At 42.5% G+C, this 26,004-nt stretch carries 24 protein-coding genes and 1 tRNA gene; 9 read left to right on the forward strand and 16 right to left on the reverse strand.

Annotation, left to right across the window (positions count from 1 at the left end):
• The coding region (locus BLQ57_RS21325; protein WP_394331258.1) for a transposase at positions 1-220 on the reverse strand (220 nt) is incomplete at its 3' end.
• 274 nt (positions 221-494) lie between these two features.
• On the opposite strand from BLQ57_RS21325, the gene BLQ57_RS07990 reads away from it, so the two are divergent.
• Together BLQ57_RS07990 and BLQ57_RS07995 are read left to right on the forward strand one after the other, a co-directional pair.
• Positions 495-1,070 carry an ATPase gene (locus tag BLQ57_RS07990; protein WP_087938910.1) on the forward strand — a complete coding sequence of 192 codons (576 nt, stop codon included), beginning with the start codon at positions 495-497 and terminating at the stop codon, positions 1,068-1,070.
• Complete coding sequence (locus tag BLQ57_RS07995) at positions 1,060-1,251, forward strand: hypothetical protein (RefSeq protein WP_087938909.1); 192 nt, start codon at positions 1,060-1,062, stop codon at positions 1,249-1,251. Before BLQ57_RS07990 ends, BLQ57_RS07995 begins: the two co-directional genes overlap by 11 nt.
• A 152-nt stretch (positions 1,252-1,403) precedes the next feature.
• Here BLQ57_RS07995 and BLQ57_RS08000 read toward each other — a convergent pair whose 3' ends face one another.
• From BLQ57_RS08000 to BLQ57_RS08015, 4 genes are all read right to left on the reverse strand, one after another.
• Positions 1,404-1,766 (reverse strand): GIY-YIG nuclease family protein, encoded by a 363-nt coding sequence (locus BLQ57_RS08000; protein WP_240507773.1) that lies wholly within the window; start codon positions 1,764-1,766, stop codon positions 1,404-1,406.
• 93 nt (positions 1,767-1,859) lie between these two features.
• Positions 1,860-1,933: transfer RNA gene (locus tag BLQ57_RS08005), tRNA-Asn, on the reverse strand.
• A 149-nt stretch (positions 1,934-2,082) separates the two neighbouring features.
• Positions 2,083-2,934: a hypothetical protein gene (locus BLQ57_RS08010; RefSeq protein WP_087938908.1), complete on the reverse strand. Its 852-nt coding sequence runs from the start codon at positions 2,932-2,934 to the stop codon at positions 2,083-2,085.
• Positions 2,935-3,008: 74 nt separating this feature from the next.
• Positions 3,009-3,431, reverse strand: a complete 423-nt coding sequence (locus BLQ57_RS08015; protein ID WP_087938907.1) for a hypothetical protein — start codon at positions 3,429-3,431, stop codon at positions 3,009-3,011.
• 80 nt (positions 3,432-3,511) lie between these two features.
• Between BLQ57_RS08015 and BLQ57_RS08020 the strand changes: the two genes are divergently transcribed.
• The 3 genes from BLQ57_RS08020 (at position 3,512) to BLQ57_RS08030 (ending at position 6,377) form a co-directional block, all read left to right on the forward strand.
• Positions 3,512-4,387: a hypothetical protein gene (locus BLQ57_RS08020; protein WP_087938906.1), complete on the forward strand. Its 876-nt coding sequence runs from the start codon at positions 3,512-3,514 to the stop codon at positions 4,385-4,387.
• 3 nt (positions 4,388-4,390) lie between these two features.
• Positions 4,391-5,320, forward strand: coding sequence for a citrulline utilization hydrolase CtlX (ctlX, locus tag BLQ57_RS08025; protein ID WP_169712726.1), 930 nt, complete (start codon positions 4,391-4,393; stop codon positions 5,318-5,320).
• A gap of 535 nt (positions 5,321-5,855) precedes the next feature.
• Positions 5,856-6,377 (forward strand): transposase, encoded by a 522-nt coding sequence (locus BLQ57_RS08030; protein ID WP_087938905.1) that lies wholly within the window; start codon positions 5,856-5,858, stop codon positions 6,375-6,377.
• Positions 6,378-6,717: 340 nt separating this feature from the next.
• On the opposite strand, the gene purB is transcribed toward BLQ57_RS08030, so the two are convergent.
• Positions 6,718-8,061, reverse strand: a complete 1,344-nt coding sequence (gene purB, locus BLQ57_RS08035; protein ID WP_087938904.1) for an adenylosuccinate lyase — start codon at positions 8,059-8,061, stop codon at positions 6,718-6,720.
• Positions 8,062-8,276: 215 nt separating this feature from the next.
• Here purB and BLQ57_RS08040 point away from each other — a divergent pair, with 215 nt between their 5' ends.
• Both BLQ57_RS08040 and BLQ57_RS08045 read left to right on the forward strand, forming a co-directional pair.
• Complete coding sequence (locus BLQ57_RS08040) at positions 8,277-9,380, forward strand: ferredoxin--NADP reductase (RefSeq protein ID WP_087938903.1); 1,104 nt, start codon at positions 8,277-8,279, stop codon at positions 9,378-9,380.
• Between the two features lie 10 nt (positions 9,381-9,390).
• The gene (locus BLQ57_RS08045) at positions 9,391-9,885 is read left to right on the forward strand and encodes a hypothetical protein (protein ID WP_087938902.1); all 495 of its coding nucleotides are present in this window, start codon (positions 9,391-9,393) and stop codon (positions 9,883-9,885) included.
• A 68-nt stretch (positions 9,886-9,953) separates the two neighbouring features.
• Here BLQ57_RS08045 and BLQ57_RS08050 read toward each other — a convergent pair whose 3' ends face one another.
• The 9 genes from BLQ57_RS08050 to BLQ57_RS08090 all read right to left on the reverse strand — a co-directional run bounded on the left by BLQ57_RS08050 (position 9,954) and on the right by BLQ57_RS08090 (position 18,775).
• A complete protein-coding gene (locus BLQ57_RS08050; protein WP_087938901.1) occupies positions 9,954-10,877 on the reverse strand; it encodes a DUF4097 family beta strand repeat-containing protein in 924 nt (307 codons plus the stop codon).
• Between the two features lie 8 nt (positions 10,878-10,885).
• Complete coding sequence (locus tag BLQ57_RS08055; protein ID WP_139162691.1) at positions 10,886-11,671, reverse strand: hypothetical protein; 786 nt, start codon at positions 11,669-11,671, stop codon at positions 10,886-10,888.
• A 58-nt stretch (positions 11,672-11,729) separates the two neighbouring features.
• Positions 11,730-12,767, reverse strand: coding sequence for a hypothetical protein (locus tag BLQ57_RS08060; RefSeq protein ID WP_087938899.1), 1,038 nt, complete (start codon positions 12,765-12,767; stop codon positions 11,730-11,732).
• Positions 12,768-12,797: 30 nt separating this feature from the next.
• Positions 12,798-13,622 (reverse strand): hypothetical protein, encoded by an 825-nt coding sequence (locus BLQ57_RS08065; RefSeq protein ID WP_092824041.1) that lies wholly within the window; start codon positions 13,620-13,622, stop codon positions 12,798-12,800.
• Positions 13,585-14,154 carry an RNA polymerase sigma factor gene (locus tag BLQ57_RS08070; protein ID WP_087938897.1) on the reverse strand — a complete coding sequence of 190 codons (570 nt, stop codon included), beginning with the start codon at positions 14,152-14,154 and terminating at the stop codon, positions 13,585-13,587. The genes BLQ57_RS08065 and BLQ57_RS08070 overlap by 38 nt, the downstream gene beginning before the upstream one ends.
• A gap of 315 nt (positions 14,155-14,469) precedes the next feature.
• Positions 14,470-14,871: a hypothetical protein gene (locus BLQ57_RS08075; RefSeq protein ID WP_087938896.1), complete on the reverse strand. Its 402-nt coding sequence runs from the start codon at positions 14,869-14,871 to the stop codon at positions 14,470-14,472.
• A gap of 83 nt (positions 14,872-14,954) precedes the next feature.
• Positions 14,955-16,355, reverse strand: a complete 1,401-nt coding sequence (locus tag BLQ57_RS08080; protein ID WP_087938895.1) for an MBL fold metallo-hydrolase RNA specificity domain-containing protein — start codon at positions 16,353-16,355, stop codon at positions 14,955-14,957.
• 80 nt (positions 16,356-16,435) lie between these two features.
• The gene (locus BLQ57_RS08085; RefSeq protein WP_087938894.1) at positions 16,436-18,376 is read right to left on the reverse strand and encodes a PspC domain-containing protein; all 1,941 of its coding nucleotides are present in this window, start codon (positions 18,374-18,376) and stop codon (positions 16,436-16,438) included.
• Between the two features lie 12 nt (positions 18,377-18,388).
• The gene (locus tag BLQ57_RS08090; RefSeq protein ID WP_087938893.1) at positions 18,389-18,775 is read right to left on the reverse strand and encodes a PadR family transcriptional regulator; all 387 of its coding nucleotides are present in this window, start codon (positions 18,773-18,775) and stop codon (positions 18,389-18,391) included.
• A gap of 396 nt (positions 18,776-19,171) precedes the next feature.
• Here BLQ57_RS08090 and BLQ57_RS08095 point away from each other — a divergent pair, with 396 nt between their 5' ends.
• Entirely contained in the window at positions 19,172-20,254 is a 1,083-nt protein-coding gene (locus tag BLQ57_RS08095) for a putative type IX sorting system protein PorV2 (RefSeq protein WP_087938892.1), read from the forward strand.
• Positions 20,251-25,269: a putative type IX secretion system sortase PorU2 gene (gene porU2 / locus BLQ57_RS08100; protein ID WP_240507772.1), complete on the forward strand. Its 5,019-nt coding sequence runs from the start codon at positions 20,251-20,253 to the stop codon at positions 25,267-25,269. Before BLQ57_RS08095 ends, porU2 begins: the two co-directional genes overlap by 4 nt.
• Here porU2 and BLQ57_RS08105 read toward each other — a convergent pair.
• Complete coding sequence (locus BLQ57_RS08105; RefSeq protein ID WP_087938891.1) at positions 25,266-25,961, reverse strand: VTT domain-containing protein; 696 nt, start codon at positions 25,959-25,961, stop codon at positions 25,266-25,268. The two genes, porU2 and BLQ57_RS08105, sit on opposite strands and share 4 nt — an antisense overlap.
• Between the last annotated feature and the right edge of the window lie 43 nt (positions 25,962-26,004).

The raw sequence follows: 26,004 nt of genomic DNA on the forward strand, positions 1-26,004 counted from the left end.
CGTATACCAGAACTTTCAACAACAGTTTGGGATGGTAACTACTAGCCCCATTTTCAGAGAACCGATTATAAACAGAACTAAGATCAATCTGGTCAATAATCTGGTTGACGGTTCGTCCGGGATGGTTTAACGGAATAAGTTCTTCCAAACTTGGTGGAAGAAACATTAGCTGGTTGGGATTGTAGTCTTTAAAGCCTACATTTAAGTCTTGTTTTTGCACACCTCAAATTACAACATTTGAGTTAAACAGGAAAGGCTAGCCGAGAAATCGACTAGCCTTTAAACTATCTATTTTTGAGACAGCCTCTTCTGTTTTGGCTCCCCCTATCAACGATAGTTGAAACCGGAGGAGGGTATTTTTGGTTTTAAAAGAAGTAATGAAAGAGTTGACTAAGTAATACTTTCACTCAGGTTGTAAGAAGTATTCTCACCAATATTATCTTCATGGATTGGGTAAAATGATGATTAGATAGTAAAGTGTATATTTGTATTGAATGAAGAAACTTTACATCATAGCAGGTTGTAATGGAGCGGGTAAAACTACTGCTTCCTATACCATTTTGCCTGAAATCCTGGACTGTAAAGAGTTTGTGAATGCAGATGAAATTGCAAAAGGAATCTCTCCTTTCCAACCAGAGAAAGCTGGTATTGAAGCGGGAAGATATATGCTGAAAAGAATCAAAAAGTTATTAGAGTCAGGAGAAAATTTTGCTTTTGAAACGACGCTTTCTACAAGGAGTTATGTGCAATTTGTTGAAAGAGCAAAAGAATTAAATTATCAAGTAACCTGTTTGTTTTTTTGGTTAGATTCCGATGACTTGGCTGTTTCAAGGGTAGCAAGGCGAGTAAAAGAGGGCGGACATCATATACCTGAAGATGTTATCAGGAGAAGATATAAAAGTGGTCTTGAGAATTTTTTCAGATTATTTCTGCCCAAAGTGGATAACTGGTTATTTGTAAATAATTCTGGAGACACTTATGAAATAGTGGCAGAAGGAGGGGTTAATGACGTCACAATTAATAACAAAGAATTGTGGGAAGGTTTAAAACAAAAATATTATGGAGACTAAAGAGCAACTAAAAGAGGAAAGAGACAAAATAGTTAAAGGGCTTGAAGAAGCTTATCGCAAGCTAGTGGAATTCAAAAAAGCGAAGAATAGTCCATTAGTTGTCGTGAGAAATGGTGAAATCGTGGAGATTGACCCAAATGATGTGCAACCAACTATTTCTTATAAGCGTAATCAAGATTGATTCATTAGCTTAAATTTCACGTTTTTAAAAACTTGCAACCATAAAAAAACCTCCTCAAATTAATATAAAGGGACATAAAAAAAAAAGAGGTCGTTTCTGACCTCTTTTTCTCATTAGCTCCCCCTCTTGGGCTCGAACCAAGGACCCCATGATTAATCCCGCACATGCGGGACTCTAACCAGCTGAGCTAAAAAGTCCTGAGGTGTGAAATTAGAATCTATCAATTTTTCAATCAGAGCTCGGGATTTTTGTTTTTTAATAAACTTTTCAATTTTCAACGCATCACCTCTTTCTCCTTTTACTTCAAAAACTGCTTTAAGGATCCAAGGTCTTCCATGGGTAGTAGATTTGAAGTGTTTTCCAAAATTATGTTCAGTAAGTCTTCTGAAAGGATCCTCCGAATGTCCAACATAAAACCTGTTGATAGATTGGGAATAGAGTACGTAGATGAAAAAAGTCATGTCGTAAAATGCAAAAAGCACGGTATTTATGCAAGGCTTTTGCGCCTCCATCATATGCGGGATTTTAACCACAAGACTTAGAAGATTTAAAGTAAATTAGGTCTTTAAATTAAACTAAAAAAGCCACCCATTTCTGAGTGGCTTTCGCTCCCCCTCTTGGGCTCGAACCAAGGACCCCATGATTAACAGTCATGTGCTCTAACCAGCTGAGCTAAGGAGGAATTTTATTTATAGCGCCATACCTTTCGGATAACGTGATGCAAATGTAGAAGGCTAAGTGATTTTTTCCAAGTATGCCGCTAAAAAAATATGGAAAGATTTATGCTATTCGCGGTTTTGGTTTCACATTCAGCTACTTAATTTTTTGTACCTAGGTGCTTTCTACTGTTTTCTTTAGCATTCCATTGTAAATGTAGGTTACTCCCAGTACCATCAAGCTCGCAATCAAGGCCAAGAGTACATTGAAATAAGCCGGGGCTGAGAGGGTCAGCCTTAAAAATATGGTTGCCAATGCAAAGGTGGAATAGCGAAAGAGATTGAGGTATTTGGAATTGTAACGCAACGAAAACAGCAAGATAAACACATCTGCAAAAATCAGAAGCGTGTAAAACAACTCCAGACTATTATTGAAATGATTGGTCTGATAGGCTGTAAATAAATCATAGATGCCTAAGCCCATAAAACTCAAAGCCAGATAGATCGAAATCAACTTTTTGATGCTGATAAAGCCGCTCTGCTCCTCATAATTTCCCGTAATCCGCACATGACGCTGATTTCGGTAAAATATCCCAGTAATCAAAAACAGCAAAATTGCTCCAAAAGCATCCGATACGATGGGGGCTAATTCCCATAAAAAATCAATTTCCCATTTTAAATCACCCAAATAGTGACCAAACTCCTTGAAAGCATCCCGAAGCAAAAGCAGTGAGATAATCTCAAACTGCTTGCCCACCGAGTCTGCAACAGACCGGGGAATCAGAAATATCAGTCCCAAAATCTCGAAGATCAAAAGCACATTGAAGGCGAGTTCGATCGCAAAAAAAGGAGAAACTGAATTGAGTGGGGTCTTTATGTTCAGGTAATTCATCAAGCCCACCAATAGTCCCAATATGAAAAAGAGGACCACCAGGTTGCTGATGACTTTGTTGACCCGTGGGCTTTCCCACTGCCCATCGAGCTTGTCAAAAATCTTGATTTGGCTTTTGAAGAAACGCTGTATCAATCTGTTGAGGAATATTTACCTCTAAAGAAGTGGATTGCCACTTTTGTTTTGGGAACTTTAGTCACCAAAGTATTTTATTGGTCCTTGGTGCTGAATTTACGATTGAGGGTTTTGATGAATTTCAGTCTTCGAAAGCGAAGAGCTGACCAGTCTTCGTCGATGGCGATCTGCCTGACCACCTCAAAATCATACTTTCCGGCAATGCCCCATCCCGAGTCCCGATTAATTTTGACTTTGTATTTTTTAGAACTTCCCTTGGGATAAGCCATCCAGAGTAACTCATCCTCATCACTCATTTTTTGAAGTAAGGGGAATAATTCATTGATCTCTTGCTCCGACTGCACAAAAGCCAGTAAAAAATCAGGCTTCTCCGAATCAGCTGCCAACATTCCGGATTTTCTCCAAGTGGAGGATAAGTCTTGAAGTTCGGCAGGTAAATTCCAGATTTGTATCTTCATTCCTTCTTTGAAATTCATCTTTTTTAATAGGCTATCCATTTCTTCACATTTTAGGCTTATCCATCATTTTATTGCTCCTTTGTGGGACAATTGGCTTAATTTAGCTAAAAATAAAAGTTATGCAGCGCTTACTCTTCTTTTTTGCATTTGTCCTTTTACAGGTTGAGGCTTTTTCCCAAGGCCAGGCCAAAATAGATTCTATTTTCTCAGCAGGTGAGGCGATCAAGACGATCTCTAATCCTGAGTTGGAGGAGATGAGCGGAATGGTCTTCTCCAGAAAGCATCCCAACATCTGGTACACCCATACGGATAGTGGGGGAGAGCCCATTGTTTACTTTTTGGATGAGAAGGGAAATGAATTGGGTGAAATCACCTTACTTGGGGTAAAAAATCGGGACTGGGAGGATATTGCTATAGGTCCTGGTCCGGAAGGGAAGACCTATATTTATGTGGCTGAGATCGGAGATAATCTGGCGGTTCATAATGAGGTGAGGGTTTATCGGTTTCCAGAGCCTGCAAATCTGAAAGAAAAGATAGAAGTAAAGCCAGAGGTTGCGAGATTGGTTTACCCTGGTGGAGCTAGAGATGCAGAGTCATTGTTTGTCGATCCTGTTGATGGTGAGCTCTTTATTGTTTCCAAGCGAGATAAAGAAAATACCCTCTATGGTTTTTCGCAAAAGGCCTTCTTGTCGGATGAAAAGACAGAGCTTACAGAATACCATAAATTCTTCTTCTCGAGCTCCACGGCAGCAGATATCTCGAGTGATGGCAGTCAGATTTTGATCAAAAATTACTTTGCGATTTACTACTGGAAAAGAGAAAAGGGGCAGTCAGTGGTGGAGGCCTTGCAAGCCACTCCCAAGCAATTGCCTTATGTGCCCGAACCACAAGGTGAGGCCATTGCTTTTGACCCGAGTGGAAAGGTTTTTTATACGATAAGCGAAAAGCGTTTTAATGTTTTTCCGGTTTTGTATCGCTATCAAGCTAACGATTAAAACATGCAAACCACCTCACATATCTTGATGGTTCGTCCGGCTAATTTTGGGTTTAATCCAGAGACTGCCGAAAACAATTTTTATCAAAAGACCGATTCCCGAACTCATGCGGAGATTCAAGAGCTAGTGTTACGGGAATTTGATGGTTTCGTGGCTTTGCTAAGAGATCAGGGGGTCAATGTGATTGTGGTGGATGATACGTCAGATCCTGTCAAAACAGATGCTGTTTTCCCCAATAATTGGTTCAGTACCCATCCTGATGGCAAACTTATTCTCTATCCGATGTATTCCCCTAATCGGCGTCTCGAGCGGCGCAAAGATTTGATCGAACAGCTGATGGGCTTGGGTTTTTCGGTGAATGAAATCATAGATTTGAGTTTTTTTGAAGAGGATGAGCAGTTTCTTGAAGGTACGGGAAGCATGGTGATGGATCATGATCAAAAGTTGATTTTTGCAGGCTATTCTCTTCGTACACATCCTGTTCCTCTGAAATACTTGGCTGATTTATTAGCTTATGAGTTGATTGGTTTTGATGCGCAGCAGGAGATCGAGGGAGAATGGACTCCGATCTATCATACCAATGTAATGATGCATATAGGACGAGATTTGGCAGTGGTCTGTCTGGAAAGTATTCGAAAATCTGCCGAGCGGAGACAGGTGCAGGAGGCATTATCCAAGGCCGGAAAAAAAGTGATTCCAATAACGGCCAAGCAGAAATTTAACTTTGCCGGAAATATGCTTGAGGTAAGTAATGATGGAGGGGAGAAATTTACCGTTATGTCTCAGACGGCTTACGATTCACTGAATGTGGGGCAAATTCAACAAATCGAAAAATACACAACCATCATCAGTCCTCAGATCCCAACTATCGAAAAATTGGGTGGTGGAAGTGCTAGGTGCATGATGGCTGAGATTTTTTTACCCAAAAGTTAAGCTGTAAATGATATTCTCAGTGGCAGATTGTCTTAGTCCAAGCGAGTGTCTTCTGCTGCCCAAGCGAGTGTCTCCACTCGCTTGAAATTTGACTATTCTTTTGCTTATGTGAGTGTTTTAATCAGTTGCCATTAAAATGTTGTGAGTGAAGACACTCACAACGGCGGACAAGCTAATCACAAGGGCGGAGATTAGAGATCATTCCAGACAAGCTACTCACAACGGCTACAACATGCCTACGTGAGTGTCTCCACTCACGTTTCAGAAGGAGAAACTGCCCAAGCGAATGTTTCCACTCGCTTGATTTGTGATAGCCTTTTGTTATTTTTAAAAGTATGTATATCCGCTTTCTTACCAGTAAGAAGATTGAACGGCCTAAAACAAGGCTGGAAGTTCAATTTCAGGGAACTTCGGTCTTCCGTCATCGGTCTTCCAACCTAATAAGCAAAGGAAATAAGGCTACTGGTGTTATTACGGATAATCATGTTTAAAAGTAAATTTTTCTCCAAATAATAAGTTTCTAGAATTTAATCAGATGGATTTTGGTAAAATTTACTTTTTCACAGCAACTATAAAAGGTTGGTTTCCACTTTTAGAGATGAAAGGTCTAAAGGAAATAATTTTAGAGAGTTTATATTTCTTAAGCGCCAAAAATCTCATTGAAGTTTATGGTTTTGTAATAATGCCGAACCATATTCATATTTTGTGGGAATTGAGAAAGGAAAACGGAAAGGAATCTCCTCATTCAAGTTTTTTGAAATTTACAGGACACAGATTTCTGGAGATTTTAAAAAAAGAAGATCTATACCTATTGAGTAAATTTAGAGTTAATGATGCAAATAGGAGTCATATTTTTTGGCAAAGAGATTCCTTACCTGTTGAAGTTTACACAAATGAGATTGTTTATCAGAAATTAGACTATATCCATAAAAATCCCTGTTCTCAAAAGTGGATGCTTGTCGATAACCCAGTGGAATATCCCTATTCTTCATTTGAATTTTATGAAACGGGAAAAGACAGGTTTGGATTTCTTTTGCATATAAGAGAGAGGATCTGATTTGGATATATGCAGAGTTGTGAGTGAGGACACTCACAACGGCCGAGATAGCTTTACTTCGCCCAAGCGAGTGTCTCCACTCGCTTGAAATTTGACTATTCTTTTGCTTATGTGAGTGTTTTAATCAGTTGCCATTAAAATGTTGTGAGTGAAGACACTCACAACGGCGGACAAGCTACTCACAACGGCGTAGCGGCCAGATAAAGACATTTATTTCGACCAAGCGAGTGTGTCTTCACTCGCTTATTTGTATCAACCTTTTGCTGTGAGTGAGGACACATACAGCGGCGAAGAAATGATATTGCTCACTGAAAACTGCCAGTGCCTACTATTTCAGCCTTCAAATCCCTGTGTAATTAAACGGAGTAATGACCTTCAACTCTGCCTTAACTTCATCCGATACATCCAATCCATCGATAAATTCAGCGATTGACTTTTCGGTGATTTTGGTATTAGTCCGTGTCAAATCTTTTAAGGCTTCATAAGGCTTTGGAAAGCCTTCTCTTCTCAAAACCGTTTGAATGGCCTCAGCCACGACGGCCCAGTTATCTTCTAGATCTGCTTGGATTGCCGCTCGGTTTAGCTCCAATTTACCCAAGCCTTTTTTGAGTGATTCAAATGAAATCAACATATGGGCGAGAGGAACACCGATAGCCCGTAGTACTGTACTGTCTGTCAAATCCCGCTGAAGTCTCGAAATCGGAAGCTTGGAAGCCAAATGCTCTAAAAGTGCGTTCGCTATACCTAAGTTTCCTTCGGCGTTTTCAAAATCTATGGGATTGACCTTATGCGGCATAGCGGAAGACCCCACCTCACCGGCTTTGATTTTTTGCTTGAAATAGTTCATGGCGACGTATTGCCACACATCTTTCGAAAGGTCCAAAAGAATGGTGTTTATCCGCTTTAAACCATCAAAAATAGCCGCCAAATTGTCGTAGTGCTCAATCTGTGTAGTGGGAAAAGATCGCGTTAAGCCTAAGTATTGCGATACGAAATGATTGGCAAAATCATTCCAAGGTTTGTCGGGGTAAGCCACCAGATGTGCATTCATATTCCCTGTAGCACCACCAAATTTGGCTGAAAATGGAACCTGATCCAAGAGCTCCAGCTGCTTTTCCAATCGGGTAATAAAGACTTGGATTTCCTTGCCCAATCGGGTCGGGGAGGCGGGCTGCCCGTGGGTTTTTGCCAGCATAGGAATAGCATTCCACTCCTCTGCTTGGGCTTTTAGTTTTTGCATGACTTCATTCAGCCCGGGCAAAATTACTTTTTCCAAACCCTCTTTCAGCATCAGCGGAGTAGCCGTATTGTTGATGTCCTGGGAGGTGAGTCCAAAATGGATAAACTCTTTGTAATCCTGCTGACTGAGTTCATCAAATTTTTCCTTTAAAAAATACTCCACTGCTTTCACATCGTGATTGGTGGTTTTTTCGGTTTCTTTGATCCATTCGGCATCTTCTTGACTGAAACTTTTAACGATATTTCGAAGTGCAGCAAAGAGGTCTGTATCAAACTGCTTAAGTTGGGGTAAAGGCAATTCGCAGAGTGCGATGAAATATTCTACTTCTACATGTACCCGATATTTGATCAGGGCAAACTCTGAAAAATAAGCTCTTAATGGGAGGGTTTTGCTCTCGTATCGGCCATCTATCGGGCTGATAGCATTCAATGCATTCAATTCCATGGGTGTATAGTTTTGCCGAAAGGCTCAGCGGGTTTTTAATTGATGTTGCAATTTAGGGCAAAGCCTCTAAAAATGCCCTCTCGCAAGAATAATAATGAAGCTCGGGCAAACTTACTTTCTACTTTTTGAGTTTTCTTTCTGAATTTCTCAGGATTAATCGGGTTTATATCCTTGAGCGTTTAATTTTGTATCCGAATTAAGAATCTCAATTTCGAATGTTCAATCTATTTAAGAAGAAAAAGGAGGAAGTAAAAAAAGGTGCTTTTCTCCCATTGAAGGTACGTGAAGTGGTAAGAGAAACTCCCGATACGGTGAGTATTTATTTTGAGCAGCCTGAACCCATCATGGACTATAAGCCGGGGCAGTTTTTGACCTTGGTAATGGATTTTGACGGAAAGGAAGAGCGAAGGTCTTACAGCCTTTGTACCTCTCCCTACGTGGACCCCTTTCCGGGAATTTCGATTAAACGGGTGACTGGAGGCTTGTTTTCCAATTTTCTCAATGAGAAGATTTTTCCCGGAAAAACGATCAATGTACTGCCCCCGATGGGTAATTTCACCATTGATTTTCACTCCAAAAATCAACGACACTACATCATGGTCGCAGGTGGAAGTGGGATCACACCGATTATGGGACTTCTCAAGTCAGTATTAGTCAATGAACCCAACTCTATTGTCACGTTGATCTACTGCAGCCGCAGCGAGGATCAGATTATTTTCAAAAATCAACTGGATATGCTGGAGAAGGCTAATCCGGATCGATTCAAAGTCAAGCATAATCTCAGTCAGCCTTCTGAGTCATGGACTGGGTTCAAGGGAAGGTTGAACAAGGATTCTTTTCATAGTCTCGTAAGCATGGCAGAGTACGAGAAGCGATACGAGGAGATTTATTTTCTCTGTGGTCCCGATGGCATCATGAATACAGCCAAAGAGGTCTTGAATGAGCTTGGCGTGGATGAGAAAAGAGTTTATGAGGAAAGCTTTTATTCGGCAGCGGCAGAGCAAGCCAAGGCTGAAGCCAAAGCTGGAGCGACCAAAGGGCTTCTCACTCGGGATGTAAAAATCACGCTAGAAGGTGAGGAGCATATGGTCTCAGTGAGTCCTGATAAGACCATTTTGGAAGCAGGATTGGAGCAAGGACTAAATATGCCCTACAGCTGTCAAAGCGGCCTCTGTACAGCTTGTAGAGGAAAACTGACTCAGGGGCAAGTGAAAATGGACGAGGATGCGGGATTGAGTAAAAATGAAATAGAGGAAGGATACATCCTTTGCTGCTCATCAAGAGCGGCTTCAGATGATATTCAAATCAACATCGAATAAATAAAAAGTTTTGACTTTCGAAGAAATCCAAAAATCCTACCGTCGCCTAGAGCAGTTGGTGCTAGTCTTGATGATTATCTCTCTTCCGGTATTTGGTATGGTATACTTATATTTTAATTCAGGAAGTTTGAATTGGGATTTACCTGTGCTACCGGACTTCTTTAATGGGCTCTTGGTAGGCCTAAATATCGGTTTATTGATTACTCAATATTTTAAATTTCATAGAGATATTAAAGAGGGAAAAGTGACAGAAGATCTTTTTAAAAAAGTAGCCATTTACATTCGATCTACTAGAGTGAGATTTTATTTTTTGTTTGTAGTAGCTCTCCTGAGTGCTTTGGGTTTACTTTTTTACCAAAATGAAATTTACGTGGTGACTTTTGCTGTGGCCTTGATTTTCTTTTCTTTGGCAAAGCCCACTCCTGATCGGATCAAAAGGTTGTATCGATTGAATAAAGAAGATTCAGAAGTGGTAAGAAAAGCTTCCCGTTTGGAAATAGATTAATGAATTTACCCAAAAAAGCCCCAGTTCCATTCTAGTCACTGGGGCTTTTTACTTTTTAGAAAGAAAATTTAATTCTCGATAATGATCGATCCGGAGGTAATATTTCCTTTGATCGTTTTGGAGGAGCTATTGTCAATTTCGAGATTTTTACCGGTGGAAATAGTCCCTACTTTCAGATTACCAGAGGAAGCTCTCAGATCAAAATTAAAATCCTTTAAATTGGATGGTGTCTTGACTCTAAAGTTTCCTGAAGAACCACTGAAAGCTGTATTCGGTCCCAGACCAGCATTCTCGGCACGGATATTACCCGATGTGAATCGGAGGTTACCGAGTTCTCCGATATTTTGAAGTTTCGCATTTCCAGAGGTTAGTTTCACTTTGACTGCACCGGCAATATTTTCGGCATTAAGGTCGCCACTAGTGGACTCGTAGGACAAATCACCTTCCAGTCCCATAATATTGGCCCTACCTGAGGTTAGGTAAGCAGCGACACTGCCATTGACTTGCTCTACATCTATATTGCCAGAGGTAGCCCTTACGTCCAGATCTCCACTGATATTTTGAGCGGTGATTTTACCGGAACTCACGCTGAGCTTTGTGAGGTTTTGTGCCACATTCTGCACAGAAAGGCTTCCAGAGCTATTTTTGATTTGAATTTTAATCTCCTCGGGGCCAGTGATTTTGATGTATCCTTTGGTCCGATCATTCCAGGAGAAATTTCCTGATTTTCTTTCGTAGGAGATTTTAAGCACGTCACCAAGGGTCACAAAGACAATATCCTGCTTCTCATCATTGGACTGTAGAAAAGCCTCTACATTCACCACATCTGCGCCTCCGGTATAACTCACATCCAGCCAGCCTCCGCTGACTTCGATGGTTTTGATACCAGGATAATCTTTGTCTACGTCGACTAGGATGTTTTGTGCCTGACTTAGTGTCCCAATGAATAGGAACAGTGCCAAAAGGGGGGTAATTTTCAAAAGATTCTTCATGCTGCTAATTATTTAAAGATAAGTCCAAAGCTAAAGGCATTCACGTCGGGACCTTTTCCTGTCTCGAAAAGTGAATTTGCGTCATAATTGAAATAGAGGTCAAGTTCGCCAACACCGATTTCTGCCCGAAGTCCATAGCGAAAATTATTCACGTACATGTTTGACTTGGTAAATAGTTTTTCCTTGTTGCCTTCGGGATTATCATAGACAAACTTGCCTCGTCCACCTATCCGAAGTCCTGCAAATCCTCCGACCCCTATTCGCACATTTCCATCATTGGTGAGGAAGGTGGGTACAAGTGTTAAGTTGGCAAAGGAAGCCGAAATCTTGGATTTGGTTCCTATTCCATCGGTAAACTGAGTAAATTCTAGGCCATCAGGGGTCCGGTCGATGAAGGTGTTGCGGTCTTCCAACTTGAAATTGTACCAAGAAACGCCAAGTCCTGTTTTAAGGTGGAAGTTTTGACTGGCTCGGTAGGTACCGGTGTAGTTGAGTCCTACATTCCAGCTTCCCCATGGTTTGACCCGTGGGATATTATCGCTAGGTGCCCAGATATTGATACCTAGATCGGTTTCTAGGTTACTGTAGTACTTGGTTGATTTAGGAGTAAACTCCGGCTTAGGCTCATCAGGAGATGTGAAAGCCCAGGACTTGGTACCGTCTTCGTATTTTTCAGTGTACCAGTTGAGTCCCAGAAGTTTGAATTCATTGGTTTTTACGACTTTCTTCTCTTGTGCCATTACCCACTGAGATGCGAATACTAAAATGAATAGGATCAGTGAAAATCTTTTCATGCGTAATATTGGTTTAGTTTCTAGTTAGGATTTTAGGAGGCCGAGACCTCCCTTTGTTTTAAAAGACAATTCCAAAGGTAATGGGGTTGAGAGCAGGACCCTTTCCTTCCTGGAAGAGCTCGTTGATGTCATAGGTGGTGAAGAAAGTGACTCTTCCTACGCCTACTTCCCCTCTCACTCCATAGCGGAAATTGTTGAGATAGAGACCTGTGTTTTGTTTTTCCTTCTTACGGCCTGAGCCGCCTAGTTCGCGATAAACGTATTTGGATTGGCCTCCCAATCGATAACCTACATAAGGACCTGCGGCGATTCGCAAACCTCTTCGGCCTTTGTCATTCATTTTGCCAAAGTCCAGTTCTAGAAGGGTCATTGCGGTGATATAGGATGCGGAGATTTTACTTTTAAACCCATTCACGTCATCTCTTTGGGTGAAATCAATTCCCCCCGCTCCTCGAATTGCTTGAAAGTCGCGGTTCTCAAACTTGAAATTGTACCACTGAAATCCCAAGCCGAAGTTCCAATACAATCCTTTTGATATCCGCTGTGCGGCCACCCAATTGAGGCCGATGTTCCAACTTCCCCAGCCTTTGACGGCATAGGGGTTGTCAGAGGTGGGAAAACTTCCCTCCGGAGTCAGGTAATTAGAGATGCCGATGTCGGTATTGAAAAAGGTACGAAATGCTGGATCCTTGTATTTCCTTTCCCCTGTTTCGATTTTTACACGGGTATTCGTTCCGCTCTCATCCACATAGACCCGCATTTTTCCAATATTGACCTCTGTTTCTGCTCCTTCCTCTCTAACCCTCACAATCTCCTTGGAGGTGCCATCTTTCTTTTTGATCTCGACGATGGTCAATTCACCGGTGTTTTCATTTTCCTCCAGGTCCAGTGTAGAGATGATTTGATTGATATTCATCATTTTGAGTTTTTCGAAATCTTCTTTGTTCTCGACGATGATGACTATCCTTCCGGACTTTCCAAATTCCACGATCACGGAGTCCTTGTTGGCTAGATGGATTGAATCAGTCGGTAATTCGTAGGCAAAGGCAACTTGTACCAATGCCATCAGGCAGAATAATAGCAGGTATTTTTTCATTTTTTGTTCACTTAGGTGGTAGGTGATTTTTTAAGGGTTTTCGCTTGTTCGCTCTTTTTTGGAAGTAAGTGAGGCAAATAGATTGTTTTTGGCATCTTGTAGCTCAGCAAAGAGATCTACCTTTTCTTTGATACCTTCTATTTGATTCACTGTCTTGCCTAGATTGGCGATGAGGCCTTTGTTTTCTTTAAGTCCATCAGATCGAATCGTCAAGGTGTAGGCAGGTTCCTCCTCTAACTCTTCTGCTTCTGGCAGAGTGAGTTGGGCTAGAGCTCCCGTTGGTGGTAGGTCCATTTCCGGAAGAGGTTTTTCAGCGATCAGGGCTTGCATTGGTTCTCTTTTGCTAGCCGGATTTTGATCTTCTTCTTCTTGATTTTCCACGCTGGCAATGAGTTCTGTAGCGGAGATGGTTTTCGGAACAGAGTTACGTCCGTCCTCTTTGGCTTGGGACCTTGAAGTGGATTCAACTGCTGCTGACTTTTCTTCTGTATTGGGTTGCTTTTCGTTTATGGCTATTTCTTCATTTGTAGAGGCTAAGACTTCGTTGGTTTTTGTAGTTTTTTCTTTTTCCACCGGAAGTGTAGTCTCTTTTGAGGCTATGATTCCTTCGTTTGAAATAGATTGATTTGAATTCCAGAAGAGTACTCCTGTGGTGAATAGAATCACTATAGCTGCGGCAGCAGCCCAGGTATATCCGAGACCTTTTCGTGAGGATTGAGGGAGTTGTTTTTCCAACCTTTCCCAAGCTAGCGTACTAGGTTTCTCCTCATGATCTTTCAGCTGTTGCTGAAAAATACGGTCTATTTTTTTTGATTCATTAGCCATTGATTCTCCTTTCTTTGAGGTTTTGGGCATTGATTTTTTCTTTCAGGGTGTTTCTCGCCCTATTCAACTGGGATTTTGAGGTGCTTTCGGAGATTCCCAGCATTTCTCCGATTTCCTGATGCGAATAGCCCTCAAGCACGTAAAGGTTAAAAACGGTCCTATAACCTATAGGAAGGTTTTTTACCAAGTCCATCAGATCCGCAGCTTCTAAGTGCGTCAGTTCGTAGTGATGATCTTCCAGTTGGCTTTCCTCATTTACACTGACTTCCATCATCAGGTGTCGATTACTTCTCAGTGTCATGAGGGCCTGAGTGACCACGATTCGTTTCATCCATCCTTCGAAGCTCCCTTTATGCTGAAACTGAGTTAGTTTTTCGAAGATTTTCATAAAGCTCTCTATCATGACATCTTCGGCATGTTCTCTATCCTTGAGATAGCGTAGGCAGATGGCTAGAAATTTCCCTGAGTAGGTATCATACAAGTGCCGCTGAGCGCTACGATCACCCTTGAGGCAGCCCTTGATTAATCCTGATTCAGTAGAAAAGTCGGTTCTGGTGAACATTCCGTTTTATGCTTTCAAATAGGTAGATGTCGCTTTGTTAAAAAACGTTGCATGGTAAGCTAAAAAAAGTGAAAAAAAATATAAAATATTGAAAATCAATAAAATAAAATCTGACATACGCTACTCTGCCAGTAGACGAATATTCCCTTGATTTGGGGGCTGGGAGACCGAAGACGGGAGACAGAAGAAACCCAAGAATTAGCATTTACTATTTCATTTGACTTCTAAATAGGCTACTGGCAAAGTTCCGTCTATCCAAAAAATAAAAATTGGGATGCGGAGATGGTTTAAGTTGGTATTCTCCCTCATCCTTAATTAATACGCTGCTTTGTAATTAATGGAAATAGTGGTACTAGTCCATACTCCCCTTTCTACTGAGATGGGTTGGATGTTTCCATTCAAGTCGAAGGTATTGGCAAAGAGGCCATTTTCTTCTTGGGTAAACAGAGAATAGGTGCCTGGGGCCAGTTCTATTTCGAAGTAGCCTTTCTCATCCGATTCTACTTGGGCGATTGGTTTTCCTCGAACGGAGGTAAACAGGCTGTTTTCCATGGTAGCGTCTGCCAATGGTGTCAATGGGTAGATAAGGATTGTTCTTTTGACAGCAGTGCCATCGTCTTTTTGTGGACTGGATTGAATATCCTCACTGATAGTAGGCATTTGATTGCCCTCTACCCAGGTGACGTTTCCTTTAATACCCTGACCTTTATTTTTCATAGATCTACATTGAGAGATTAGGCCCAAAAGGAGAAGTAGGAGAAAAACAACCGACAAAAACCGTTTCATGCCCATTGATTTTTTTAGATTCCTTCAAAGAGGACGACTGATTCGAGGTAGTTGGGGATGATACTTTTCCATCCCAATTCATTTTCTAATTTTTCGGCCAATGCTGCTGCACTGTTTTCTTCACCGTGGATTATAAATGTCATTTTGGGTGATTCACAAAATCCCTCTGCCCACTCCAATAGTTCATCTTGATCGGCATGGGCGGAGAGCCCGTCTATTTGATAGACTTTGGCGTTTACAGGAACCTGATTTCCATAAATGGTGATGTATTTTTCTCCCTCAACCAACCTACGGCCTCGAGTCCCTTCAGCTTGGAAACCTACAAAGACTACTCCATTTCGCTCATGAGGCAAATGATGAAATAGGTGATGAAGAACCCTTCCTCCTGTGGCCATGCCACTAGCTGATACTATGATAGCATTTCCCCTGAATTCGTTGAGAGCCCGGGATTGTTCCTGCTTGCGGTAGTAGTGAAGCTGATCATGATTGAAAGGGTGGTTTCCTTTTTCTTCCAAAGAAGCACTCAGTTGGTGATCTTGATGAAAATCATTGTATAGGTTGGTGGCTTCTATAGCCATCGGTGAATCCAGGTAAATCGGGATTTTTGGGATTTTTCCCTTTTTCATCAACTGGAAAAGGTAGTATAATACAAGTTGGGTTCGACCTACAGCAAAGGATGGAATGATAACCAATCCTCCCCGATCAAATGTCTCTCGGATGGCTAGTCCCAATTCCAGTTCGGGATTCATAGGAGAGGCCTTACGATCCCCATAGGTAGACTCTATCCATAGGATATCTGCTCTTGGGATGCGGGTGGGTGGATAGAGCAAAGGATCGTGATACCTGCCCAAATCTCCTGAAAAGACCAGTTTTTTCTCTTGCTGCTCTCCTTTGATTTTGATCTTGGTGATGGCAGCGCCTAAAATATGCCCGGCATGATAATAGGTAACGGTGATGTTGGGATGAATGTCGAAAGGAATTTCAAAAGGCCGAGGCTCCAGTAGGGGGAAAACCGCTTCAGCATCTTCAATTCCATAGAGAGGCTGGGGATCATCGTGACGAGAAAAGCCCTTTTTTCTAGCGTATTCGGCTTCTTCTTCTTGAAGTTTCCCCGAGTCTAAGAGTAAGATTTTAGCCAGTTCGGCAGTGGCTTCGGTACAGTAGATCGGCCCTCTAAATCCCTGTTTGACCAGTCTTGGCAAGTAGCCGATATGATCCAAATGTGCGTGGGTAAGGAGCACGGCCTCCATTTGATCTGCGGGCATTGGAAACTTGTCCCAATTTCGCTCCCGAAGCTCCCGGCGGCCCTGAAATAATCCGCAGTCAACCAGAAATTCAAATTCACCTATATCGATCAGGTACTTAGACCCAGTGACACTGCCTGCACCTCCCAAAAATTTTACAGTAACATCCATTAGTATTGTGTTTGATGGCAGAAGATACAAAAAAAGAGGCATCCTTTCGGACACCTCTTGGATAAGTTTTACTCATCTCTCTAATCAAACAGCTCCTTAAACTTTGCTCTCGAGAGGCTGTCTATTCGCTCTTCTTCAGTAAGAGGTTGATTTTCAGAAAGCTCATTTTCTTCCTCTTCAGAGTCCGCAGGGGGAGGACAGGTCAGGCAGAGAAGACCATTTTGATTAAATACCCAGATACTTCGCTGAGAAATGTCGGAATTTCTATATCCGTTGGTGTAAATCGTGCCCCGAATGATCTCGAGCAGGGACCTTTCCATGATAAAGGGTCTATCATAGGGGATATGCATTATAACCTCAAGTTCTTGTGCTCTAAACATATCTGTATTTTGCAGTCCGAAGCCTTCGTTAAATAGCACCACAGAATCCGCAAGTTCTACCTCATAGGCAAGTTTTTTGGCGTTTTCAAGTGCCTCCGACTTGGTTCTCCCTCTGGAGAAGAATTTTTTCTCGATAGACACCAAGGAATCCTCCGTTCCGAGTAAGCGCAGTTTGACATGATTGAAGGTGGCTTCCTCCGAAATAGGATTGAGCTTTAGCACCATGATGCCTTCTGATACCGGTAGTACCTCTTCGACAATATGACGATTTTCTTGCTTAAACTGAGCCACTATTTTAGGAATCTGAAAGGCAGAGACTCCCATGCAAAGAAGCCAAAGGCCCAAGGCTACCAATCCAAATCTACCACCGATCAAATTCTTCTGTGCCAAGACGCTAAGTCCTAGCAAGAGAAGGATGATTCCCGGTATGATGATGATAAAGGAAGCTCCGATTATCAGCCAAAGGGGAACCAGATTTGAGAAGATTTCAAGAGGGAAGTTATCAAGTAATATTCGATAGTCTTCACTATTGAAAATCCCAAAGTAAACTGCAATGGAAATCAGCGGAGCGATAGTCAACACCAAGCCAAGGAAGAAGACAAATAGGCCGAATAGTACACGAAGAATATTCAACAGCAATTTACCCAATGGACCGAGTGCATTTCCGACTGCCTCGATTACTTGACCCAATACCCGGAAAGGTGCCATCAGGATTTTCCGTCCGGTGGATTCAGGTTTCGGGGGGAGTGGGTTTTGATTCTCTTTTAAGGTAGAATCAATATTGTCAAGTGTGATTTCGCCACCTTTCATCCGGATGCGCTCGGTGATGGACATCGCCACAGGAGTAATAATCCATAAAATAAGATAAAGCAGCACTCCTGATCCTCCGGCAAGTGTCAAGATCACAAAAGCCAGTCTCGTCCAGATCACCTCGATACCGAAATAAGCTGCCAAACCGCTCGCCACACCTCCCAAGGCCTTGTCATCTGGGTTTCGATAGAGCTTCTTGATGTTTTTGTCTTCTTCTATATCGTAGGAGACAGGAAGGATCACCCACAGTACGATGTAGGCGATGACGGTGAAAAGGCCAAAAGAAAGATGGAAGCGGAATTCATCAAAAATCCAAAAATCATTTCCGATAAAGGTTTTGTTGAATTGGCCGCTGAAGAGGAGAAGCAGTGCAATAAGTCTCGGCCAAAGCGGATCAATTGCAAAGTAATGTGCAATACCGGCACAGACTCCCCCCAAGATTTTCTTAGGCTCTATCCGCATCAGCTTTTTGTATCCACGGTTTTCTTGATTGGGAGGGGTCACATACTTGTAAAAGTCATCCTTGCTTTGTGCCTGCTCCTCGAGATCCTCAGGATCGGCCTCACTGATTGATGCGAAATCTGCGATTGTCCCCATTTTCTCGATGAGTTTGTCTACATTTTCGGCAGTGATGACTTGCTTGTTATTTTTGAGATTGCTCAGAAAGATCTCAGCGATACGGGTTTCTATATCGGAGATGATTTCATGATTATCCTTATAGGAAGAAAAGTGCCTGTTGATTGCATCGAGATACTTACGTAGTGTGTCGTACCCGTCTTCCTCTATGTGGAAAAGAATCCCACTGATGTTGATGCTTATGGTCTTTTTCATGTGTGTGTCAATTTATTCTTTTTCGTCAGGGCTATTGGACTCCTGCGAAGAAGGGTCGGTGGTGGTCTCTGAGGGAGTTTGAGTGATCAAATGGGTGGATTGGACGAGTGACTGCCAGGTTTCTTCCAGGGTGAGGAGGAATTTTTTTCCTTCGGCGGTGATGGAGTAATATTTTCGTGGAGGTCCAGATTCAGATTCTACCCATCGATATTCTACTAAAACTGCGGATTTGAGACGATTGAGAAGTGGGTAGAGTGTTCCCTCGACGACGATCAGTTCAGCTTGTGTGAGCTCTTCGATCAGGTCAGAAGTATAAACTTCACCTCGGGAAATAATATGGAGTACACAATACTCCAAGATTCCCTTTCGCATTTGAATTTGTGTGTTAGCGACATTCATGTTCAGGTGATTAGATTTAAGAGATTTTCTATTTCTCGTAGCTCATATAATGAAAAATGATACCAATCTTTTATTCAGTACCTTGTTATACCTGATTCCTTGTATTAAATGTAGGTCTTTTTGCAAAGAGGAGCTTGAAAAAGCCTCTTTTTGACGAGTAAAGCCTGTTTTTAGATTTTTTAGATTTTTTTCAGGAAAATTATCAACTCCAGTGCTCAAGCTTCCAGACCAAAAAATATGTTGAAAATGTGAACAGAGAAATGTCCGAGGGCGTACACTTATGCTTTTTTCAATAGATTTTTTTAGTAAGTTCGATCTTCGAAAGCGAAATTGCTTTATTTTGGAACTATGAATTCCTGCCGGAAACCTTTATTTCTTCTTTTTGCGACAGTCCTAATGTGGAGCTCAGTCATTCATTTGAGCCCCGCACAGGATTTGACTCCTAAGTATTCCAATGAATTTTTGAGCATCGGTGTCGGGGCTAGAGCCTTAGGTATGGGGGGAGCCCAGGCCTCCGCCAGTAGAGATGTGACTGCGGCTTATTGGAATCCAGCTGGTCTGATGGGAGTCACGCATAAATACGACGCTACCCTGATGCATGCAGAGTATTTTGCGGGTATAGCCCAGTACGATTACCTGGGCTTTACTACTCCAATCAAGTCGGAAAGTCAGGTTGCAGTTTCGCTTATTCGCTTCGGTGTAGATGATATTCCGGACACGAGATTTTTATACGATGCCAACGGAGCCTTGAATTATAATAATATCCAGTTTTTCAATGCGGCGGATTACGCTCTCCTGCTAAGCTATGCGAGGGATATATCAGATAAATTGAAAGTAGGAGCCAACGCCAAAATCATTCATAGAAACGTGGGGAAATTCGCCCAGGCATGGGGCTTTGGATTGGATGTGGGAGCCATGTATGTGCAGAAAAAACTGACCGTGGGACTGATGCTTAGAGACATCACCACAACTTTCAATGCCTGGTCTCATAATGCGGATATGGTCAGAGACATCTATGCCAACACTAATAATGAAGTTCCGGTCAATTCTGTAGAGTTGACTTTGCCAAGGGCAATCGGAAGTTTGGCATATGACTGGAATTTGGGAAGTACCTTTTCCCTTTTGACCGTGCTCGATTTGGATATGACCTTTGACGGGAGAAGAAATACCGTGATCGCCTCGGACTTGATTAGTATTGATCCCAGATTTGGGATGGAGGTAGGATTTAAAAATCAAGTGTTTCTTCGGGCTGGAGCGAGTACTTTTCAATATGTGCGGGATTTTCAAGGAGAGCGCTCCATGAATTTTATGCCGAGTGCAGGCTTGGGTGTTCGACTCAATGATCGTTTTCAATTGGATTATGCTTTGTCGGATATTGGTAACGTTTCAGATACACCCTATTCTCATATATTTAGCGTACGTGTCAGTTTAGAAAAATTGGAAGAGGATTTTAGAAAATTTAAAGGTTGGGGCCAGTGAGAAAGTGGATCGCTACTCTTTTTGGGATGATGCTTCCTGTGGTGCTTTTGATGGCGCAGCAGCAGGTTTGGTATACTTATGACCAAGATTATTATAAAATAAAAACAGCAGAGGATGGGATCTATAGAATATCTGGCCAAAGCTTGGCAAACTCTGGATTGAATCTATCTACTGTCAATCCTGCTGCTATCCAAGTTTTTCATAGGGGACAGGAAGTAGCCATTCATGTGGCAGGGCAGGAAAATGGGCAGTTTGATCCTGAGGATTACATTCTTTTTTATGGCCTTCGCAATGATGCCACCATGGACTCGGTGCTTTATCGTAAAATAGGTCAGGTTCCCAATCCCCAATACAACACATTTACAGATACTACGGCCTTTTTTCTCACGGTCTCTCCTGGCGTCAACGGCAAAAGAATGGCTACTCGACCTAGCCCTGCCGCTAGTTTGCCAGTTTCCTCTTCAGTAGGTTCTGAGCAGATTCGAATTTTTTCAGATCAATATTCATTAGGGATTTCCTACACCTTGGGCTTTAGACTTTCGAGATTTGACTATGCGCAGGGTTGGATGAGCGGAGTGGTCACCAAAGGCGCTACCAGTCAAGTAGTTTTTGAAAATTTGGGGGCATTGCCGGGTAGTGGAGAAGCGGCTGTAGAGGTGGGACTAGTTGGTCGCTCTGCTGATGAGCATGCGGTGAGAATATTGGCTGGGGCTACTGCTTCAAATCAACGTGAGGTAGGAGTGGCTTCACTCACTAGTTTCAATTCGCAGGTTTTCAGCTTTCCTATGGCCATGTCAGATTTTAATGCTACTGGTTCGGTGTCTATCGGAATCAATCCAAACGGTCCGGGATCAGCGGACAATGTTTCGATTGCGTATGTGAAAATTACCTATCAAAAAAATGTATCCTCAGGTGATTTCACACAAGAGTTGATGAATTTTCCTGAAGGAAATCAAAGGGTAGTGATTCCACAAGTTTCAGGTGCTTATGAAGCGTTAGACATCAGTTCTATTCAAAATCCAATCCGAATTTCCCTCAATCAAGCTGCCGGTAACCTCACCTTTCAGGGTAGCGTCCCTACACAGCCCAGTTCGATTTTTATCCAAAATGAAGAGCAAGTTAAGGTGGTAGAGAGTCTGGAAAAGATGCGTTTTAGAAATCTACTTGCTCAAAAGGCTAATTACATTCTTATCGGTCACAAAGCCCTAGAAGAAGCTACAGAGGAATATCCCAATCCCATGCAAGCGTATGCTGCACATCGGGCTTCTCCTTTGGGAGGTGGCTACGATACCTTGAGTATTCGTATGGAAGATTTGTATGATCATTTTGGCTATGGTGAGCCCTCCTCGGTGGCATTGTATCAATTTCTCAGAACCTATTACCCCATCCATAAGCCGACGCATCTGCTCTTGATGGGTAGAGATTTGGCGATTTATTCTACCAGCAGAGTGGGAGGAGTGACTTATTTTTATAGGAAGAATCCATCAGTCTTTAGTTTTCAGCGACTGGTACCCGTAGGAGGCTTTCCTTTCTCTGACAATGCGTATGTGGAAGGGCTTGACCCTGCATTTCCCGATGCTCCGGGTATGGCTATAGGGAGAATTGTGGCCAAAAATTCACAAGAATTGGTGGATTACATGAACAAGGCCATAGAAAAAGATCAGGTGGGATTGGAAGGACCTTGGCAAAAGGAACTGATTCACTTAGGAGGAGGTGTGTCTGAGTTTGAGCTGGATAGGTACTTCAATTTCCTCAATGGATTTAAGGATATCGCGGAAGGTCTGTACCTGGGAGGCAATGTCACCACTTATAGAAAGCGATCCAATAGTGTCGTCGAAGTCATTGACATCACGGGGGACCTGAGAGAAGGGCGTTCCTTGGTGACTTTCTTCGGGCATGGTTCACCCACTATTCTGGATATTGATATTGGCTTTGCCTCTGACCCAACGATCAATTATCAAAACAAAGGAAAGTATCCGGTCATGCTATTCAATGGCTGTGACTATGGCAGTGCTTTTGGCACAGGCTATACTCAGGGAGAAGACTGGGTAATGACTCCGGAAAAGGGAGCGGCAGCCATTATGGCTAACTCTGCAATTGGGGTGGATGTCTACTTGAGAAGGTATTCGGACGCTTTCTATCGTATGGCCTTCTCTGATTCATCAAAAATTTACCGCACTCTGGGCGAGATCAAAATGGATGCCGAGCAGTTTTTTATTCGACGGTATGGAACTAGCCCGCTCAACTTCTCCCACATGGAGCAGATGATCCTGATGGGGGATCCTGCTGTCAGGATTTTTCCTGCAAATAAGGCGGACTATAGCCTAGATGCGCTGGAAGCTTCAGTGGATAGTTTTGACGATGATCCTCTGTCCTCTCTTTCAGACAGTCTTAAATTAACCTTTACTCTCCGGAATCTAGGGATAGTGGATACAGACTCCATTAGCTATCAAGTGGAGCGGATTCTACCTGATGGTACCCTGATTTCCTACGATCCTGTGGCGATCCCCTATGTAGCTCGATTGGACACCCTTCAGTTCGCAATCCCTAATGTAAATGTGAATTCGGCGGGAGAAAATACCTTCTCCATCAGTGTGAATAGAAATCAGACGGTGGATGAAATGAATTTTAGTAATAATCAGATTTCGATTACCCAATTCATCTCACTCAGTGGTACACTTCATCTATACCCTCAGGAGTATGGAATTGTAAATTCTAAAGAATTGGATCTAAGCATTCAGCTGCCAGGTAAAAACGAACAGGAGCGTACAGTGATTTTGCAGCTGGATACCGCAGCGGACTACAGCTCTGCCTTTAAAAAAGAATTAAGAATTGCTACAAGAGGGATCGTGGAGTGGCCAGTTCAGTTACTTTCGGGGACTGATTCACTGACCTACTATTGGAGGTCCAAATACCAAGAACCAAGACCGGGTGAAACGGACAATTGGACCAGCTCAAGTTTCTCTTATATTAATCAGTCTTCCGAAGGGTGGACTCAGAGGACTTTTGCTCAAGTGACCGAAAATCAGCTGAATAATTTGATAGTGGATGATCGTAGTAGACAGCTGAAGTTTGTGGATCAAAAGCTGGGAGTGGAGGTCTTTACGGTAGGAGCTGCTGTGGATACCCTATCCTTCAGAAATACTCAGTTCTATTTGAATCAAATACCTCAGATTATCGATAATGTAAATAATGCTAACAGTCGACTTTGCCCCAACGGATCATTGGGCTTGGTGACATTTCAGCAGGCTACGCTACAGCCGTATTTGCCTATTCCTGTCCCGGGATTTGATATTTTGGATGGGCGATCATGCGGACGTACCCCTCAGTTGATACAGAGTATTCAGAATACCTGGATCACCGCACCGGGACAGACCATGCTTCAGGATTACACTGCTAATGTGCCCGAGGGTGATTTTGTGGTGATTTTTTCGGTAGGTAACGTGACCTTTGACGCTTGGCCAGATCGAGCTTTTGAATCGTTGAAGCAGTTTGGGGCAAGTGAAGTGACCTTAAGAGCATTGAAAACGGGAGACCCTTACATTCTCTACGGACGCAAAGGAATGCGTCCAGGTGAGGCATTGGAGATCGTGGGTAATCCTAATCTCGAAGTAGAACCCGCACAGCAGACGCTGTCTTTCCATACAGACCTTGAAGGATACATCACGGATGGAGTAATCATCACTCCTAGAATCGGTCCTGCTTCATCTTGGCAGACCTTTTTCCAAAGAGTCAATGAAAGGCCTTGGATAGAGGAAGAAGGCAATACCCGATTTGATATTTTCGGAATCAAAGAAAATGGTGAAGAAGCACTCCTGCTGGACAATGAGGTGAGCTCCGGTGTCGATTTGTCCTTTATCAATTCTCAGGAATATCCCTATTTGAGGCTACGCTATTCTATGAATGACCCTTTGGCTACTGCTCCTTCGGATCTTAACTTTTGGCAGGTAAATTATACCGGAGTACCAGAAGGTGCCCTTTTAGTGAAATCTACAGAAAGTGTCGTCAACCTCTTTGAGGGGCAGGAAGGTAAATTAGATTTACAATTCAAGAATGTTTCTATTCATGATTTTAGGGATTCGATTCAGGTGGATTGGACTTTGAGAAATCTTAAAACGCGCCGAGTAGAAAATTTCTCTAAGAAATTTGCTCCCGTCAAAGCCGGAGAGACCTTGGATTTCAGTATACCTTTTACCTCTTTGGGTAAAGAAGGAGAAAATGAAATTGAGATTTTTGCCAACCCAAGAATTCAGCCCGAGCAGACATTTAGAAATAATCAGCTTGATTTGGGAACCTATTTTATCGTTCAGGGAGTCTCTTCGACTTCACTTTTGGATGTCAATTTTGATGGGGTTTATATCATGGATGGGGATATTGTATCTCCAAATGTTTTGATCAATGCCGTCCTTAAAGATGATCAAGCGATTATTTTCAAAACGGATACGCTAGGACTTGAGCTTTACCTCAAAGAAGACTGTGAAGGATGTCGATTTGAGCGGGTGAATTTTTCGGATCCTAAGGTAGTATGGTCCCCTGCTAGCGAAGAAAGTGACTTTAGAGTAGCACTGCAGCCTGGCCCCCTTGATGACGGGATATATACCCTTCGCGTGGTCAATGAAGATTCTCCTGAGCCTTATGAGGTCAACTTTGAGGTGATCAATGAATCTCAAATCACCAATTTTTATCCCTATCCCAATCCTTTCAGTACTAGTGTTCGATTTGTATTTACGGTGACTGGTTCGGAGGTGCCTGATGAGATTAAAATTCAAATCATGACTGTCACGGGACGAGTCGTAAGAGAGATTCTTCAAAATGAGCTAGGACCTATTCGGATTGGAAATAACATCACAGAGTATGCTTGGGATGGAAAAGATGAATATGGTGATCAGCTCGCCAATGGCGTTTACATTTACCGTGTCCTAGTTCGAAAGAACGGGCAGTTTATGGAGCATCGGGCTACTGCAGGAGACCGCGGATTCAACAAAGGATATGGCAAGTTGTATTTGCTGCGCTAGGATTTAGACTTTTTCCAATTGTGCCAGATCCCCCAAATGCTGATTAAAAGAAAGAACACCAAGAAAGCGATTTGATAAGGGTCCTGTAGGGAAGATTGGGCAGAGAGAAAGTCGCTCGCAAGAATGCCTGCCAAGAAAGCAAGGATGGTTCTAGGGAGCATTCCCGGAATTCCATAAAGTAAAATTTGCTTAAGGGATACTTGCACTGAAGCAAAAATAAAATTGGATAGGGCAAAGGGTATGACTGGACTGATTCGAATAAAGAAGATCAAAGCGCCAGGATTATTTTTCCGTTTTTCTATCGCTTCTTCTATTTCGGGAAATCTCACTGACAAAAGGGAGAGTAAGTCAGTATTGGTCGATCTACCAAAGAGGTATCCCAAAACAGTAGCCGCGGCATAAGCAAGTACCAAAAGTGGAAGTCCTACCCATCCTAGCACAAAACCACTCAATACCGCGGTGAAAGTAGTAGGCAGCAAAGCCAAACCCATACAAATGGTAGCAATACATGTGAATACGAAATATCCTAGGATGCTTTTTGGGGCCAATAAGATCAGATGATTGTAATTTGCCAGCGCTATGAGCGAACCTAAAGCTGGGAAAATCAGTACCCATAACCAGGTCAAAACTGCCCATGGATGGGTTTTTGCATACAAACGAAAGAAGTTGAAAATACTGCCCTTTTTTGTCATCTTTGACAGACTTAGGGGAGGAATTCCCCGGAATCTATTGCAA

The sequence above is a fragment of the Algoriphagus faecimaris genome (genome assembly GCF_900101705.1).
Lineage (GTDB): Bacteria > Bacteroidota > Bacteroidia > Cytophagales > Cyclobacteriaceae > Algoriphagus > Algoriphagus faecimaris.

What these genes read in the sequence shown, in the direction of transcription:
- BLQ57_RS08000 (WP_240507773.1), bottom strand. Translation starts at nt 1,766, where the DNA reads ATGATGGAGGCGCAAAAGCCTTGCATAAATACCGTGCTTTTTGCATTT.
- BLQ57_RS08085 (WP_087938894.1), bottom strand. Translation starts at nt 18,376, where the DNA reads ATGAAAAAGACCATAAGCATCAACATCAGTGGGATTCTTTTCCACATA.
- BLQ57_RS08095 (WP_087938892.1), top strand. Translation starts at nt 19,172, where the DNA reads ATGTGGAGCTCAGTCATTCATTTGAGCCCCGCACAGGATTTGACTCCT.
- BLQ57_RS08105 (WP_087938891.1), bottom strand. Translation starts at nt 25,961, where the DNA reads ATGACAAAAAAGGGCAGTATTTTCAACTTCTTTCGTTTGTATGCAAAA.
- purB (WP_087938904.1), bottom strand. Translation starts at nt 8,061, where the DNA reads ATGGAATTGAATGCATTGAATGCTATCAGCCCGATAGATGGCCGATAC.
- BLQ57_RS08090 (WP_087938893.1), bottom strand. Translation starts at nt 18,775, where the DNA reads ATGAATGTCGCTAACACACAAATTCAAATGCGAAAGGGAATCTTGGAG.
- BLQ57_RS07990 (WP_087938910.1), top strand. Translation starts at nt 495, where the DNA reads ATGAAGAAACTTTACATCATAGCAGGTTGTAATGGAGCGGGTAAAACT.
- BLQ57_RS08060 (WP_087938899.1), bottom strand. Translation starts at nt 12,767, where the DNA reads ATGAAAAAATACCTGCTATTATTCTGCCTGATGGCATTGGTACAAGTT.
- BLQ57_RS08040 (WP_087938903.1), top strand. Translation starts at nt 8,277, where the DNA reads ATGTTCAATCTATTTAAGAAGAAAAAGGAGGAAGTAAAAAAAGGTGCT.
- BLQ57_RS08065 (WP_092824041.1), bottom strand. Translation starts at nt 13,622, where the DNA reads ATGCCCAAAACCTCAAAGAAAGGAGAATCAATGGCTAATGAATCAAAA.
- BLQ57_RS08015 (WP_087938907.1), bottom strand. Translation starts at nt 3,431, where the DNA reads ATGGATAGCCTATTAAAAAAGATGAATTTCAAAGAAGGAATGAAGATA.
- BLQ57_RS08020 (WP_087938906.1), top strand. Translation starts at nt 3,512, where the DNA reads ATGCAGCGCTTACTCTTCTTTTTTGCATTTGTCCTTTTACAGGTTGAG.
- BLQ57_RS08050 (WP_087938901.1), bottom strand. Translation starts at nt 10,877, where the DNA reads ATGAAGAATCTTTTGAAAATTACCCCCCTTTTGGCACTGTTCCTATTC.
- BLQ57_RS08030 (WP_087938905.1), top strand. Translation starts at nt 5,856, where the DNA reads ATGGATTTTGGTAAAATTTACTTTTTCACAGCAACTATAAAAGGTTGG.
- ctlX (WP_169712726.1), top strand. Translation starts at nt 4,391, where the DNA reads ATGCAAACCACCTCACATATCTTGATGGTTCGTCCGGCTAATTTTGGG.
- BLQ57_RS07995 (WP_087938909.1), top strand. Translation starts at nt 1,060, where the DNA reads ATGGAGACTAAAGAGCAACTAAAAGAGGAAAGAGACAAAATAGTTAAA.
- BLQ57_RS08080 (WP_087938895.1), bottom strand. Translation starts at nt 16,355, where the DNA reads ATGGATGTTACTGTAAAATTTTTGGGAGGTGCAGGCAGTGTCACTGGG.
- BLQ57_RS08055 (WP_139162691.1), bottom strand. Translation starts at nt 11,671, where the DNA reads ATGAAAAGATTTTCACTGATCCTATTCATTTTAGTATTCGCATCTCAG.
- BLQ57_RS08075 (WP_087938896.1), bottom strand. Translation starts at nt 14,871, where the DNA reads ATGAAAAATAAAGGTCAGGGTATTAAAGGAAACGTCACCTGGGTAGAG.
- BLQ57_RS08070 (WP_087938897.1), bottom strand. Translation starts at nt 14,154, where the DNA reads ATGTTCACCAGAACCGACTTTTCTACTGAATCAGGATTAATCAAGGGC.